17 protein-coding genes and 1 tRNA gene are annotated in these 14,300 nt (G+C 56.0%); 7 read left to right on the top strand and 11 right to left on the bottom strand.

The window, feature by feature from the left end:
• Positions 1 to 2: 2 nt before the first annotated feature.
• The 4 genes from GOX73_RS12480 to GOX73_RS12465 all read right to left on the bottom strand — a co-directional run bounded on the left by GOX73_RS12480 (position 3) and on the right by GOX73_RS12465 (position 3,061).
• Complete coding sequence (locus GOX73_RS12480) at positions 3 to 251, bottom strand: helix-turn-helix domain-containing protein (protein ID WP_171134923.1); 249 nt, start codon at positions 249 to 251, stop codon at positions 3 to 5.
• Between the two features lie 281 nt (positions 252 to 532).
• Positions 533 to 1,357, bottom strand: coding sequence for a hypothetical protein (locus GOX73_RS12475; protein WP_171134922.1), 825 nt, complete (start codon positions 1,355 to 1,357; stop codon positions 533 to 535).
• Between the two features lie 24 nt (positions 1,358 to 1,381).
• Positions 1,382 to 2,809 (bottom strand): site-specific integrase, encoded by a 1,428-nt coding sequence (locus GOX73_RS12470; RefSeq protein ID WP_171134921.1) that lies wholly within the window; start codon positions 2,807 to 2,809, stop codon positions 1,382 to 1,384.
• Positions 2,810 to 2,985: 176 nt separating this feature from the next.
• A tRNA-Thr gene (locus GOX73_RS12465) sits at positions 2,986 to 3,061 on the bottom strand.
• A 183-nt stretch (positions 3,062 to 3,244) separates the two neighbouring features.
• Between GOX73_RS12465 and GOX73_RS12460 the strand changes: the two genes are divergently transcribed.
• The gene (locus GOX73_RS12460) at positions 3,245 to 4,120 is read left to right on the top strand and encodes a hypothetical protein (RefSeq protein ID WP_171125501.1); all 876 of its coding nucleotides are present in this window, start codon (positions 3,245 to 3,247) and stop codon (positions 4,118 to 4,120) included.
• A gap of 155 nt (positions 4,121 to 4,275) precedes the next feature.
• On the opposite strand, the gene GOX73_RS12455 is transcribed toward GOX73_RS12460, so the two are convergent.
• Positions 4,276 to 4,545 carry a DUF2312 domain-containing protein gene (locus tag GOX73_RS12455; RefSeq protein ID WP_171121949.1) on the bottom strand — a complete coding sequence of 90 codons (270 nt, stop codon included), beginning with the start codon at positions 4,543 to 4,545 and terminating at the stop codon, positions 4,276 to 4,278.
• A gap of 160 nt (positions 4,546 to 4,705) precedes the next feature.
• Here GOX73_RS12455 and GOX73_RS12450 point away from each other — a divergent pair, with 160 nt between their 5' ends.
• Positions 4,706 to 4,924, top strand: coding sequence for a hypothetical protein (locus GOX73_RS12450; RefSeq protein ID WP_171122335.1), 219 nt, complete (start codon positions 4,706 to 4,708; stop codon positions 4,922 to 4,924).
• Positions 4,925 to 4,933: 9 nt separating this feature from the next.
• On the opposite strand, the gene GOX73_RS12445 is transcribed toward GOX73_RS12450, so the two are convergent.
• Positions 4,934 to 5,149, bottom strand: coding sequence for a hypothetical protein (locus tag GOX73_RS12445; RefSeq protein WP_171125502.1), 216 nt, complete (start codon positions 5,147 to 5,149; stop codon positions 4,934 to 4,936).
• A 246-nt stretch (positions 5,150 to 5,395) separates the two neighbouring features.
• Between GOX73_RS12445 and GOX73_RS12440 the strand changes: the two genes are divergently transcribed.
• From GOX73_RS12440 to GOX73_RS12425, 4 genes are read left to right on the top strand one after another with little or no spacing between them, the layout of a single operon-like run.
• Positions 5,396 to 6,259 carry an MBL fold metallo-hydrolase gene (locus GOX73_RS12440; RefSeq protein WP_171125503.1) on the top strand — a complete coding sequence of 288 codons (864 nt, stop codon included), beginning with the start codon at positions 5,396 to 5,398 and terminating at the stop codon, positions 6,257 to 6,259.
• Between the two features lie 30 nt (positions 6,260 to 6,289).
• The gene (locus GOX73_RS12435) at positions 6,290 to 6,712 is read left to right on the top strand and encodes a YeeE/YedE family protein (protein ID WP_171125505.1); all 423 of its coding nucleotides are present in this window, start codon (positions 6,290 to 6,292) and stop codon (positions 6,710 to 6,712) included.
• Entirely contained in the window at positions 6,712 to 7,143 is a 432-nt protein-coding gene (locus GOX73_RS12430; protein WP_171121945.1) for a DUF6691 family protein, read from the top strand. The genes GOX73_RS12435 and GOX73_RS12430 overlap by 1 nt, the downstream gene beginning before the upstream one ends.
• A 9-nt stretch (positions 7,144 to 7,152) precedes the next feature.
• A complete protein-coding gene (locus GOX73_RS12425) occupies positions 7,153 to 7,584 on the top strand; it encodes a TIGR01244 family sulfur transferase (protein ID WP_171121944.1) in 432 nt (143 codons plus the stop codon).
• A 10-nt stretch (positions 7,585 to 7,594) separates the two neighbouring features.
• Here the strand turns inward: GOX73_RS12425 and GOX73_RS12420 are convergent, their stop codons facing one another.
• The 5 genes from GOX73_RS12420 to GOX73_RS12400 form a co-directional block, all read right to left on the bottom strand.
• Complete coding sequence (locus tag GOX73_RS12420; RefSeq protein ID WP_171125508.1) at positions 7,595 to 8,668, bottom strand: FliM/FliN family flagellar motor C-terminal domain-containing protein; 1,074 nt, start codon at positions 8,666 to 8,668, stop codon at positions 7,595 to 7,597.
• A gap of 77 nt (positions 8,669 to 8,745) precedes the next feature.
• Positions 8,746 to 11,424 carry an ATP-binding protein gene (locus tag GOX73_RS12415; RefSeq protein ID WP_171125510.1) on the bottom strand — a complete coding sequence of 893 codons (2,679 nt, stop codon included), beginning with the start codon at positions 11,422 to 11,424 and terminating at the stop codon, positions 8,746 to 8,748.
• Positions 11,412 to 11,723, bottom strand: coding sequence for a hypothetical protein (locus GOX73_RS12410; protein ID WP_170386563.1), 312 nt, complete (start codon positions 11,721 to 11,723; stop codon positions 11,412 to 11,414). Before GOX73_RS12410 ends, GOX73_RS12415 begins: the two co-directional genes overlap by 13 nt.
• Positions 11,720 to 12,100 carry a response regulator transcription factor gene (locus GOX73_RS12405; RefSeq protein WP_171121940.1) on the bottom strand — a complete coding sequence of 127 codons (381 nt, stop codon included), beginning with the start codon at positions 12,098 to 12,100 and terminating at the stop codon, positions 11,720 to 11,722. Before GOX73_RS12405 ends, GOX73_RS12410 begins: the two co-directional genes overlap by 4 nt.
• A gap of 78 nt (positions 12,101 to 12,178) precedes the next feature.
• Positions 12,179 to 13,474, bottom strand: coding sequence for a helix-turn-helix transcriptional regulator (locus GOX73_RS12400; protein ID WP_171125512.1), 1,296 nt, complete (start codon positions 13,472 to 13,474; stop codon positions 12,179 to 12,181).
• A 214-nt stretch (positions 13,475 to 13,688) separates the two neighbouring features.
• Here GOX73_RS12400 and GOX73_RS12395 point away from each other — a divergent pair, with 214 nt between their 5' ends.
• On the top strand, positions 13,689 to 14,225 hold the full coding sequence (locus GOX73_RS12395) for a helix-turn-helix transcriptional regulator (protein WP_171121938.1): 537 nt from the start codon (positions 13,689 to 13,691) through the stop codon (positions 14,223 to 14,225).
• Positions 14,226 to 14,300 lie beyond the last annotated feature (75 nt).

The raw sequence follows: 14,300 nt of genomic DNA, 5'->3' as shown, positions 1-14,300 counted from the left end.
CCTTAGATAGATTGATGTGGTGTCTGGAACGCCCGCGCGGCTGTAGCGTCGTCGTATCCACCCACCTCCAAAAGGTCAGCTATGGAATTTCCATGTATGATGGTCGCACCACCAATTTTGAAAGATTTAAGTTGGCCGTTGCGGATCAGCTTGTGGGCCATCGCGCGGCTCAAACCGAAGTGCTTGCACCACTGCGCCAATTTCATGTGCGGGTGCCGCAGGTTCAGCGGGTTGTTTGTATTGGTTTTCAAGGTTTCGCTCCAATTTTGGGGCGAACGTCCTTCGCGTAAGGTAGTTTATGTTCCCAGCAGTTGCCAAGCTGGTGCGCGCGGGCGCCTTCCGCGCGGGCTCGTTTGGTGGTCGGTGCGTTCCCCCGCCGGCACAAGTCATTCGCGATGTATGATGTGGTTCAGATAAAAACGTCGGTGGTCTGTTGTCAATACAAAAACAAGAAAAATCGTTTTTTACCAATTTGTTACCGGAACACCCTTGACAGTTCATGGCCTCCTCAGTGCTCATGCTGAGCGCGATATCAACGATTTGCCTCCCTTTGCCTGATCCGATGCCTTGCTCTACGTGTTTCCTGGTGATCGTAGTGCTCTTTCATGTGGTCTAACACCTCTCCAGCCCAAGTGTCTTGAAGCATGGTGAACACCTCTAAGTGAGCGCGATCGCCGAACTCGCACCAAATCCAATACAGCATGACCATTACGGGCTCATGCAGTTGTTTGGTCTTACCGTCAAATTCGCTTAGTTTCGCCAATTCGCCGACAACCTCTTTCGCCCGTTCGATGGTTAGTTGAGTTTGAGGTCTAACGACCCGTCTGCTGTCGGGTTCTCCCAAAAACAGCAACCTAAACCGATAACTTGCACAAGTTGTACAGTGCATTTTGATGCACCATTTCTCGTCTACCGCTCTTTTGATACCATCCGCGATAACGCGACGTGGAAACTCACCTGATTTCAACCACTCGTCGCGACGCTTGCGAAAGAAACGATCCAACGCAATTCTTAAATCGCGTTTCAAAGCTCCTGCTATTTGTGTGCGCTCGAGGTCTGTTAATAGCATTTCAAAAGACAGATCGTCGCGACGCCGCAACGGGCGCTGGGAAAACCGATAGTCAGAAAGTTCTGAAAGATATTCCCAGAAGTATGAAGACAGCCGTCGCTTGGCCAACTTGTCAAATTCTGAATTGGGCATCTCGTACCCCTGCGCAACTTGCCAATTTGACAGGTCGGCCAGAATATCCATGGAAGTTACCACTTGAAAGCCGAGCGCGAGCGTTGCCCCGGAGTTTGTGACGTGATCTGGGCCGCCAAAAGAAACCTGTCGGGACCGTCTTGTCTCATCCGTCATTGTACTTTCCTCGTATAAACGCCTTCACGCGCCCACTAAATCTTGGCGGGTGTCCTGCAGCGATACCACGTTCTCAGATGCAATCGCGTCCAGATGATCCGCGTGCGACTGCCACCAGTCCTTGGCTTCATCATTCAGGGTAGCGTGGTTGTATGTATCTCCTGCTCCGTTGTTCGGTGTATGGTTAAGCATTCGGTCCCGAACGTCTTGCCGCGCTTTACTTTCCGCCAGCCAAGTTTCCGCCATGTGACGCATGGAATGCGGGGTTAGACCGTGGGCGCGGTTGTCTTTTACCCGCTGCTTACGGAAGGCCGCTTCTGCGCTGTTTATGGTGCGGGGCTGGGTTGGGTTTTTAACCTGCGGGAAGACGTAATCTGTTTCGATGCCCGCGCTGTCCTGCGCGTCCCTGCGGGCTGTCAGGATCGACATGGCTTGTTTGGGCAAAAGGATAAAGTGCGCTTTCCCGTTCTTGGCTCTGTCGCTGGGGACAGTCCATGTGGCGCGCTTCAGGTCCAGTTCCGCCCATCGCATGTGGGTTACTTCTTGGATGCGAGTGAAGGTCATAGCCTTCAGGCGGAACAGGTCGCACAGTTCCTTCGGCAGGGACGGAAACAGGGACGTGACCACCCATTCCTTATCCGCAGCCGTGGGGACGTATGTCTTGTTCTGGTGCCCGACATTTGCCGCGCGCGTCGGGTCGGGAAGATCAGGCCGCAGCCATGTCTTTGTTGCGTTGGCTGTCTTAAGCTTCTTGTTTTTGCCAGTCGCGGTCTTGAAGACAGTGCGCAGCACAATAACGATTTTGGATGCAGTGTTGGTTTTCCCTGCGTCCATGAACGGCTGGATAATGGCTTCCACCTGTTCCGGCCCGAACTTCTCTGCGGGCAGGTCCGCATAGTGGGTCAAGACGTAGGCCGTCAGGATGCGTTCGTCTTCGGTTGCGGAACGCGGACGCTTGTGGGAGCGGGCGTATTCCATCAAGTAGCGCCGGACCAGTTCTGCCATGGTCAGGCTCGACACTTTGCTATCTATGCCTGCGCGGTCCTTTAGGACGGTGTTGGGGTGTCTACCGCTGTTCCGGGCAGTGCTGAGATCGTTCCATACGTCCCGCGCCTCGGAAACGGACAGGTCAGGAAATGTGCCGAAGGCTATTTCAATCTGTTTGGTCGTAGTAGGGTCGGTCGTGCGATAGAGCCACTTGCGGCCTGTGCGCTTGCCGTGCCGCATCAGAAGACCGGAACGGTTTGGGTCGAGAAGGACACCGCCCGGGGCGACGGCGCGGTATTCAGCGTCGGTTAGTTCGACGCGGGCCTTAGCGTTCAGAATATCGCGGGCTTGTTCCAGTGTAGAGCGAAGGGGACCGCGCTTTCCGTCCCGGGGGTTCAGGTTTAATGCAGCTTCGATATGCGCGAGAATTTCCCGGTCGCGCTGGGCTTGGGTGATCTTGGTCATGTCGAATCTTCTATCTGGTTCGATCTAAAAGCTACGTATCAAAGCCATATTTTTCCAGAGTTCACCCACAAATTCATCACTAATGATAGGCAGGCATCACTACTTTGACCCGTGGCAGCCCACCCAAGCACTTTGCAGCTTTAATGATAACATTTTGTTTTTATGGAGAATTTTAGTGGTGCCCCCACACGGACTCGAACCGCGGACCTACTGATTACAAATCAGTTGCTCTACCAGCTGAGCTATAGGGGCACTGGACGTCGATTACTGCCTCTGGTTCTGGACTGCAAGACTCATTTTTTTCTTTTGTCGATGATTTTTGAATCCCAACGTCAGGCGCCCCTGCCGCGCCACATCAGTGCACTGGTTTGACTGTCAGCTACACAGCCTGTAACCCGGCGGACGAGGCAGAAGAAGCAGGGGCAAAAAGCGAATATGCAGGTTGCTATCCACGCAGGAGCCGCATTCACCGGCGAAGGCAGATTGTTAAAAGCTCTAAGAGCCCACAAATCTGTGCTGACCGAGCATGGTGTCGCCGCTTTTGGCCCGCGCCAATACAAACAAGCCTTCAAGCCGACCTTCGCAACATCCGAGCCGCAGTTCCTGACTCCAGAAGAAACCAGTCAGGTTCGCGCCGGCCTGACATCAGACCCGAGCATTCGCCGGGCTGTGTTCCAAAGCAATGCACTGATTGCAGACTCAAAAGCGGCTATTCAGGACGGGCAATTCTACCCACGCGCCGGAAAGCTAATGTCCGTTTTGGATCAGGCGCTCGAAGACATTCGGATCGACTTCTTCTTTGGCTTAAGAAACCCAGGCACGTTTATTCCTAAACTACTAATGTCTCTGCCGGACGAAGACAGGGAAAATATCATCCGCAATACAGACCTGAGCTGCCTGAATTGGATCGGAATGGTCGACGACATCCGCGACATGGCTCCGGGCGTAAACATCACCTTGTGGAGCAACGAGGAATCGCCTCTGATTTGGGGTGACATTTTGCGAAAAATGTGCGGCCTGCCAGAGGATGTGACACTAGAAAAAGAGTACAACTTTCTGCTTTCCCTTCTGGATGAAGCGGGAAAAGAAAAGGCAAATGCGCTTTTGAATGCCAGACCTGACGGGGAACAAACGGGCATACGCTATGCTCTGGCGGACATCTTGGAAGATCACGCCCAACCGGAGCTTGTAGAGGAAGAACTCGAACTTCCGGGCTGGAGCACAGACATCGTGGATGCGTTTTCCGAGCTTTATGAACAGGATCTTGAAAGGCTGGAATCAATGCCAGAGGTCCAGTTGTTAAGGCCCTGAGCCCAGAAAAATTGACCCGCCCAAGCGCTGCGACCTGCGATCAATCAGCCTTTCTTGACCCGAGATAGAAAATCCACCAGTCGCGGTTCGGCTGCCCACCCGGATCGCGGTGTCCTAGAAGGCAAAGCCTGAACGACACCGCAAATTCGAAACCGTCAGCTCATACCCAACGCTTCTTTGTACATCTCCAAAACCGCCTCTTCTTCTGCGATATCGTCTTTGTCGCGTTTGCGAAGAGCAACCACCTTGCGCATGACCTTGGTGTCGTAGCCGCGTGCCTTGGCTTCGGCCATGACTTCTTTCTGCTGCTCTGCGATATCTTTCTTCTCGGCGTCCAGACGTTCAAACCGTTCGATAAACTGACGCAGCTCTCCGGCGGTAACGCGATAGTTGGCGGCGGCCTGATCTTCGGTCATGTCTTCCATTTATTCTCTCCCAGAGGCTGAAGTCTGCTGCCGCAAGTCGGCACTAAGCCGGATACATGGCCGCAGCACCCGCCGCAAGCGCACAATCGGGCATCGGACTTGTGCGATGCACAGGTATCCGATAAGCGCAAAGAAACTCTTTGGCCTGATGCGGAAAACCATGTTCGAAATCATCACCTGGGGCGGAGCCGCCCTGTCGCTTGCCGGACTGTTGGGACTCGTCTGGTGCATCCTGCACGTGATGAAAGCGCGCAAATCCGGCCTGTCCGACGACGAACTGCGAGCAACAGTTCAGGGAGTATTGCCTTGGAACCTGGCCTCACTCTTTCTGTCCGTGATCGGGCTGATGCTAGTTATTCTGGGTATCTCATTCAGTTAATCCCACGGCCTAAACCGGCAAATTATCGAACTGAGCCTCCATCGCGTCCTCGCACAAGGCTGCATCCAGACGACGCAGGCGCGAGGGGATATGCACACCCTGCTGACGCATCCGTTCAATTACCCTTGTCACGCTTGGCTGAAGCGCCAGGCGGGTTTCAAGACACGCACCCTGCAACTTTTCTTCAAGCTGCTCGGCTTCGAAATATAAATTAATTGTAGACATCTCCATCCTCCCAAATGGTGCGTTATCTACCCACATATAGGTAACCGTTTTAAGACCTGCTGACCTTAACCCGAGGACACGCGAAAACCCGCCTGTCTGAAATACGGTTTCGGCAGTCACCTGCGGAATGGTTAAATTCTAGGCCGATCTGAATTACCCTGCCTTGACAAACATCAATTCACGGATTCTTTATCACTATACATTCCGAAATTGATATACGAATAAAGCAGTCTGACGGAGGGCAAAATGACACCAAAGGTGAAAGCGTTTTTTGACACCGATACATTTACTGTGTCCTACCTTGTGCAGGAACCCGAGGGGACGGCCTGCGCAATTATCGACAGTGTCCTGGACTTTGACCATGCATCCGGCCGGACAGACACCAGTTCAGCAGACAAAATAATCGAGCATGTTCAGGCTAACAGTTTGAAAGTCGAATGGATTCTGGAAAGTCATGTCCATGCCGACCATCTGTCAGCAGCCCCCTACCTGCAACAGAAACTGGGCGGTAAAATCGGGATCGGAGATCAAATCGTCACCATTCAGGAGACATTTGGAAAAATCTTCAATGAAGGGACCGAGTTCCAACGCGATGGCAGTCAGTTTGACGCCTTGTTCCGCGAGGGCGACAGCTTTCACGTGGGCCAAATGCGGGGTGATGTTCTGCATACGCCCGGCCACACCCCGGCCTGTTTGACCTATGTCATCGGAGATGCGGCCTTTGTGGGGGACACGTTGTTCATGCCCGATTTCGGGACGGCACGATGCGATTTTCCGGGCGGGTCATCGGAAATGCTGTTTGCGTCGATCCAGAAAATCCTTTCGCTGCCTGATCAGACACGCATCTTCGTCGGGCACGACTACAAGGCACCGGGCCGCGACGAGTATGCGTGGGAAACAACAGTCGGAGAGCAGAAGGCGCTCAATGTTCATATCGGCCAGGGACGATCGGTCGAGGAGTTCGTCAAAATGCGCGATGCACGGGATGCGACGCTTGGCATGCCTCGTCTGATCCTGCCTTCTCTTCAGGTCAACATGCGCGCGGGGCAGATGCCTCCTGCCGACGAAGAAGGCGATGTTTTCCTAAAGATTCCAGTGAATAAACTGTGAAGCCAACCAATACGTGGAGAAAAAAGAACCATGCAACTGGAATGGATTTGGGGGTTGGCCGGGGGCTTGTTGATCGGTCTGGGTGCCGCCGTTTATCTGCTTGGGAATGGCCGGATCATGGGGGCCAGCGGCATCTTGGGCGGTTTGGTCGACAATAGTGATCGCACCTTGGAACGCCTGGTCTTTGTTGCAGGGCTTGTAGGAATGCCCTTGCTTCTTCGCCCGTTGATGTCACCCACACCCCAGACCCATCTGACCGGCAATATTGCTGTCATCATTTTCTCGGGACTGCTGGTTGGGATCGGCACCCGGATCGCCAATGGATGCACGTCGGGACATGGGGTCTGCGGGATATCGCGTTTCTCGCTGCGCGGAATTGTGGCGACGGTTATCTACATCGCTGCTGGCGCGATCACACTCGCGGTTCTGCGCCACATGTGGGGGGTGATCTGATGCGGTTGCTGATCTCTTTGATCGCCGGATGCCTGTTTGGCGCAGGTCTGCTGATCTCGGGCATGACGGACACCACCAAGGTTCAGGGGTGGCTGGACGTGTTCGGGAACTGGGACCCGACACTGGCCTTCGTGATGGGTGGGGCAATTATCCCAATGCTGTTTGCCTGGCGGATGACAGAACATCGTCGCCCCTTGGTCGGGGGAACCTTTCCGACCATGTCTCCGCCCGAGTTGGACCGGCGACTTGTCGTAGGCTCCGTTTTATTTGGCATGGGGTGGGGATTGTCCGGGCTGTGTCCGGGGCCTGCCATTGCCTCGGTGACCTATGGCGGCGTTGGCGGGCTAGTGTTTCTGGCCGCAATGATCGCCGGAATGTACGCAGCGCCGACTGTGGGGGCGCAACTGGACAGAACTGCAAACGCAGCCTAATCAATTGGGATGGAGATTCGCCGCATTACACCCCGCTACGCCGTCTCGCCGCAAATTACGGTCGAGGATGTTTCAGCCATAGCCGAAGCCGGATTCGTCAAGGTTATTTGCAACCGGCCAAACACAGAAGTTCCGTCAGACATGCAGTCAGACGCCATTGGCGAGGCCGTCCGTGCCGCGGGTTTGGATTATGAGGTTCTGGAACTGACGCATCAGACCATGACACCCGAAAACGTCGCCCGTCAGCGCGAGTTGGCCGAAAGTTGCAGCGGACCGGTGCTGGCGTATTGCGCATCAGGCACGCGGTGTTCAGTTATCTGGGCCCTTGGACAATGCGACCGGATGAGTACGGACGATATTCTGGACGCAACAACCAAGGCAGGCTACGCGCTGGAAAACCTTCGCCCCACGCTTGATCAGATTCGCAACGTGGCTGGGTAAGCCCTATGGATCAGGTCACCTGACCTGCGTCATCGTTCAGGCCAGCCAGCTTCGAAATTTCAGCGGCGATCTGATCTGAGTCGCCGAACTGCAACGTGCTGTCGATGGTGTCGATCGCATGTGTGTCTGTGTGAATGGGTTCTACGGACAGCTCTGTCGATGGTTGAATTGCCGACGTTCGTGCCTCAAGGAAATCCTGAGTCTCGGCCTGTGACGGCACATCCTGCGGCTCATATTCGTTCAGGCGAATTGCCCGCATTCCACCGGATTGCCCCAAACGCCCAACTGCTGTCCGAGTCCTGTCGATCGTCAGCAATTGCGCACGGTCAAGACGTGCTCCGGTCAAAGGCACTACATCCCCCGCTGCAAGCGCCGAAAAAGAAGCCAGGGGTAAAGCCATTTGGCAAATCACAGTATTCAACTCTGCGCGCAGCACGCCCGATGCCTGTTCGATATGCGGCCCCGAATCCCCACTAGGTTCGGCATCTGCTGGATCCTCCACTTCGGGAAGAAGAACCGAAATCCGGCCCTGTCGCAAACCGCCGCCCAGCTCGACCGTTAGATCATATGAAACATACGCATCCTGCGTCATAGCCAATGACAGCGCCCGAAGATCAGGCAGCCGCAACTTGTACTGATACCCTGTCAGGCTTGCCTGTTCACTGACGGTTTCCACCAACCGTGCCGCGCGGGTGCATGCGTCTTCGATCATGGGCGCAACCATCGCGGCATCCGTATCGGTAAAGGCCCGTGGCGTTGGTGTCGTTGACGTCACCTCACCAATAGTCTGCACTTGAACGATGGCCGAAACGGTTTCCAAATCCATACAGACCGCTGCCGAAAGCCCTTCGTTGTTCAGAAGATGCAGCAACAACCAATTGTCACCGGCAAACCCCGCAAGCCCGTCGGCTGATCGAGATGCCCGTCTTGCCGCGATGACCGACAACGGCAATTGCACACGATCCGCAGCGGTACGGGCAAGTGCCAACCGCAAAGCGCGAAGAATGGAATTCGTCTGACCGCCGCGTTCATCCTGGCTTGCAGATACTTTTTTTGCCAAAGCTGTGGTGACCGGTTGTGTCATGCCTGGAGCCGTCAATCGTAAATGTGCCTATGTTCCGGTCTACTCCGGCAAAGGTTACGAATGCCTTTACGCCCGTCTTATTGGGCTGCTTGTCTATAAGCCAGTGGCACCTGTACGCGGAAGGCTGCTCCGCCCTGCCCTGGCAAATAGCTGATATCGCCCCCAAGACGCTGCATGATCTCGCGGCAGATCGCCAAACCCAAACCGGCCCCGCCTGCCTTGTCACCGCCTACACGCGCGAATTTTTCGAACACCATGGACCGCGCCTCGGCTGGAATACCGCTGCCGTTATCCGCAAAATCTATAACGACTTGGCCGCCTACATCATGCGCTGAAATGGTCAGGACCGGGTCAACCGCATCGCAGTATTTCTGCGCGTTGGAAATCAAGTTGATGAAGACTTGCCCCAAACGATCCAGATCGGTGTGAAGCGGAATGCGTTCGGACGCCTTCGAGCGCCGAACAGTGAGGGTTTTGCTGGTGCCCGCCAACGCGCTCGATACCGCCCGATCCAGAACCGAGCGCAGGGTATCGCCTCCCATATTCAGGCTGACCTGTCCGCTTTCCAAAACGCTCAAGTCCAGCAGGTCATCCAGCAATCGCGTCAGCCGCAGCGCCTCGTCGTGGATGATTGCGGCATAGCGCGTCTGTTCTTCATCAGTTAAACCGTCTGTGTCCCGCATGATCTCGGAAAACGCCCGGATCGAGGTCATCGGTGTACGAAGTTCATGACTGACCTGACTAAGGAAGTTGTCTTTCTGCTGCGATATCTGGGTCAACTTGGTATTCGCTTCGCGCAGTTGCCGGGCTGTGCGGCTAAGTTCGGCAGATTTCACTTCTAGCTGGCTGGAGTATTCCAGCAATTGCGCGGATTCGTCGGCCACGGCCAAAAGGTCCTCGACCGACACCGAAGACCCGCCGACAATCTGGCCGATCATGGCGTGCGCCGTCGCGGCCCCGACCGAGCCGCTCAATTCCCGTTCAAGCCGTTCCAGAAAGGCGGGGGTTGGTTCGGGCAGACTGGATCGTCCGCCTTGTTGTTCAGCTTCGGCCTGAAAGAACTCCTGCGCGGGACCGGCCCCCAGTATGCGCTGGGTCATGATCATCAGGTCCTCGCTTTGCGCAACAGACCCGTTCCACCCACGCGGGGCGACGGAATGGTCAAAGACATTGACGAACTGCGCCCCCTGCAAGCGTTCCAGCGGGCTGGGAAAACTCAGCAGCGACGCCACGCAGAAAGCCACGGTATTCAAAGACAGCGACCACATGACCGTGTGGACCATGGGGTCCATCCCTTCGATCCCGAACAATGCCTGCGGCCGCAGCCAGCCGATCCCGAACGGGCCGTCCTGCAGAACCGAGCTGGACATCAGCGCGCCACCCATTCCCGGCAGAAGCAGCGTATAGATCCACAGAAGGAACCCCACTGACAACCCGACAAGCGCCCCTGTCCGCGTTGCCCCGCGCCAGAACAATCCGCCGACCAGAGCAGGCAGAATCTGAGAAATACCGGCGAAGGCCACAAGCCCGATTGAGGCAAGCGCAGCGCCGCCACCAGATAACCGGTAATAAAAAAAGCCCAACGCCATGATCGCTGCGATTGAGACACGGCGCGCAACCAACACAACGTGTCGAACATCGCCCGACAAGGACCCGGACCCTTCCTGAGTGCTTAGCCAGATTGGCATCACAAGATGGTTCGAAACCATGGTGGACAAAGCCATAGCCGTAACGATCACCATCGACGTTGCAGACGAGAAGCCCCCAATGAAGGACAACATGGCCAGCCACTCATTGCCCTGTGACAGGGGCACAGTCAGAACAAACAGGTCTGGGTTCGACCCCTCTGGCAACAGGTCTAGACCCACCACGGCGATTGGCACCACAAACAGGCTCATCAAAAGCAGGTATAACGGAAACGCCCAGGCCGCTGTTCTCAGGTGTCCTTCATCCGCGTTTTCAACCACCATCACCTGAAACATGCGCGGCAAGCAGACAAACGCCGCAGCAGACAAGAAGATGAACGTCGTCCAGCGGCCCGCGTCCACATTCCACTGACCGATCTCTGATGCGTCTATGCGGTCCATCATCGGCCCAACGCCGCCTGCAATTCCCCAAACGACGAAGATGCCAACCGCCAGCAAAGCGAACAGTTTAACCACGGATTCCAATGCGATAGCAGTCACAACACCATGGTGACGCTCGTTCGCGTCCAGGTTTCGTGTCCCGAACAGGATGGCGAACACCGCCAGCCCTGCAGCCACCCAAAACACGCTTGACCCCTCGCGGTAAAGGCCAGACGGGTCAGCCTCTGCAAAGATCGAGAACGATAAGGTGATAGACTGCAGTTGCAGCGCGATATAAGGTGTACCGCCCAGAACCGCCAGAATGGTCACACAGATTGCCAGCGTATTCGACTTGCCGTAGCGCGACGAAATCAGGTCCGCGATCGAGGTTACCCTTTGGCTGCGCCCAACCCTGACCAGTTTCCTGAGACCCCACCACCAACTGATCATGACCAGCGTGGGGCCCAGATAGATCGTCACAAACTCCAGCCCCGACCGGGCGGCATTTCCAACCGCGCCGTAGAATGTCCAGGCGGTGCAATAGATCGACAGCGACAGAGTATAAAACAACGGGGATCGCAGCCACGCCCCACGTCCGGCAGCAGCCATTCGGTCAGCGGCAAAGGCCACGCCGAACAAAAGAACCACATAGCCCAGACAGACAAGGATCAGAAGGTTCAGCGTTGCCATCGATCCGTGTCCGGGTCGGTGTCATCCCGCGCCGCCGTGCGACGGGCGGCAAAGCCAAAGATCAGGCTAATCAGTATCAATAGCCCCCAGCAGGTGAAGATATAGAGGATGGCCGACGATAAAGTGACTGCCCCGGTTTCCCCCGGTTCAGGCCAGAGCAACGGAATCGCGATCAATGCAGCCCCGAGAATTGGCAACAGCCGTGCAGCGTCTGTCAACCGACGCCGACGATAGCTTTGGCGTTCAAGAAACAGCGAAGGCCGAACACCCTGAGGCTGCCGATCTTCGCCATTGCTCATGATTGCGTGGCCTGCGCGTGCAGATCGCGCACTGCGGTCAGGACCTCGGCATTGGAAAACGGCTTGGTCATAAAGCGGCTGACACCCGCGCTTTCGGCCATTTCGCGATCACGAAGCTGGCCGCGTGCCGTCAACATCAAGACCGGCAGACCCCGAAGGTCATCCAACTCGCGCAGATCGCGCAGGATATCCATGCCGCTTTTGCCCGGCAGCATAACATCCAGAATGACTAGATCAGGATTTGCGCCCTGAATGACCTCGACAGCGTCCGTTCCTTCGGCGTGCGTTTCAACCTGCCAACCCTCACGCGTCAGCAGGAACCGAATGGCCTCGGCGATGTTCGGCTCATCCTCAATTAGCAGAACCTTACGGCTCATATGTTTCATTCCTCCCCGTGACAGGATACCCATCCGCAGTCCTGTCTGTATCAGCTTACGCTGTCTGTCAGGAAAGTGTCAAAAACCTTCGCTCAGAATCGACGGCTCTCGGCGCGACTCGCAGTCGGCATTTGGGCAAACCCTGCAACTTGGCCCGACCCTGGCAACCGGCTGGCCACCCTGCCCGCCTTCTTCGACGGACCGAACCAACATGACCGAGCGATAAACAGGTGCGTCGTCATATCCGGACATCGCTTGTGGCCATGCATAGGCATAGCAATCAAACTCAGCCGCCGACCGGCCAAGCTGTACGATACGTTTGCGAATTGGCACCAAAGGCCGGTTCAAAGCCTGAAACAATGGCCACAGCGGGCACGCCTCGCCAAAGCGCGGCATCGCAAAGCCCGGCACCGACTTGGCAAACAAGATACTTCCCGATGCATCGCACACAACCAGTCCCGTAGGTCGCGAAAGCACCCCGTCTGGCAGTGCCGCCAAACGGCGCAGGACCGTCGCGATGTCCACCGAAAACTGTGCAGCCAGCTTGATCGGGTCCGGTTCTGTGCCAGCCAGCGCAGCTTTCACCGCCTCCAGTGGCATGGCCTTGGCGTCGCTTGCATAGACATCCAAAAGACCGCGAGCGACGGTCTTTGCTGCCGCCGAGTCAATCTCGCTCAGGTCTATCGCAGAGCTGTCTTCGCTGCCCTCCATCTCAGGAAAATGATGTCCGCGCTGCTCAAAGAACGCCTCGGCATCTTCAAGCGGAACGCCGCGACGGTCGTCCGCCGCGTCAGAATCATCCAGATAAGCAACCAAGGATTTCGAACTGTCAGCAAGGCGTTCAGCATCCTGATGCAGGTTTCGATGAAAGCGATCCTGCCACTCGGGTTCGATCTCCTGTGTTTCCGCCAGAATCGCTGCGGTCGAACGAATCGCGGCGGCGGTGGACAGAACCTCATGCATCGAAGCAGCCAGATGTGGATCATGGGTCAAACGGTCGGATAGGGTTTCAACCGTTCGCTCAAGCGAGACAACGCGCCTGTGCATCTGCGCCAGCACAGCAGCCCACCCCGGGAAACGTCCCGCAAACTCTTCCAGACTGTCGACTTCGGCCTGTTGCCCCACCGCGTCCGCCGCTGCCTCGCGCAGGGCGGATATCAGCGTTGCCTCTAGCCCCTGTGTCAGCAGCGAAGGTTCAACGGCCAAAGCCGCGGCAATATCCACAAGCAGCTTGCCACCAATCCTGCGGCGATTGTGTTCAATCAGGTTCAGATAGGAGGCTGAGATCCCGACCCGACGCGCCAGTTCTGCCTGCCGCAGTCCTGCAATTTGCCGCCTCTCTCGAATACGGCTGCCTGTCAACGTGTCGCGCATGTTCTCGCCCCTCCCCAAGCGGAGCCAACCTTTGTAAACGTTCAGTTTTCTAAACTCTCAAGGTTTTTCTATCTTTTAGGAGTTCATTTTCAAACCGAGTTTACACCCTTAACAAACGGATTGCACGATCATCAGACCAGTGTTGACGCCTTTCAACACCACATTCTCGGCCGCACCCCTTCTATTTCCAGACAATTCCCTGCACGATACCGAAATGAGTGACGCCGCCTTCGAATATGCTCCTATCGGATTGGTCGAGTTGGAAAACCGCATCATCCGACGCTGCAATCTGCAGTTCGCACGGACCTTCGGAGGGGACGAGGCTGACTATCGCAACATGCCTTTGCTACATCTTTACCCCTCGGTCGCAGATTGGGAGCGTATCGGTGCCCGTAGTCTACAGGTCATGCGCGACACCGGATATTACACGGACGAGCGCGTCATGCGGCGGCGAAATGGGGATTTGTTCTGGTGCCGCGCACGCGGTCGGTCCTTGACCCCCGATGACCCTTTCCGCCACGGCATCTGGAGCTTTTCCGACATCTCGGAGGAACGCCCGTTGGTCGAGCTAACCGCGCGGGAACGCGAAGTGGCGATTTTGTCATGCAGGGGCCTGTCCGCCAAGGAAATCGGCGTCGAACTGGGCCTGAGCTACCGCACCATCGAAGCTTATCGCGCCCGGCTGCTTGAGAAATTCGGCGCGCGAAAACTACCGGAATTGGTTGCAAAACTTTCCGGAATGCCGCTGTAACCTCTTCCCCCCCTCGAAAACTTAGTTAAAACCCCCATCTGACAGGCCGAGACGCGCTTTTCATGGCAAGGCTCA

It is taken from the genome of Ruegeria sp. HKCCD7221 (assembly GCF_013031225.1).
Taxonomy (GTDB): Bacteria; Pseudomonadota; Alphaproteobacteria; order Rhodobacterales; family Rhodobacteraceae; genus Ruegeria.
This window is presented reverse-complemented; position numbering and strand designations above follow the sequence as displayed.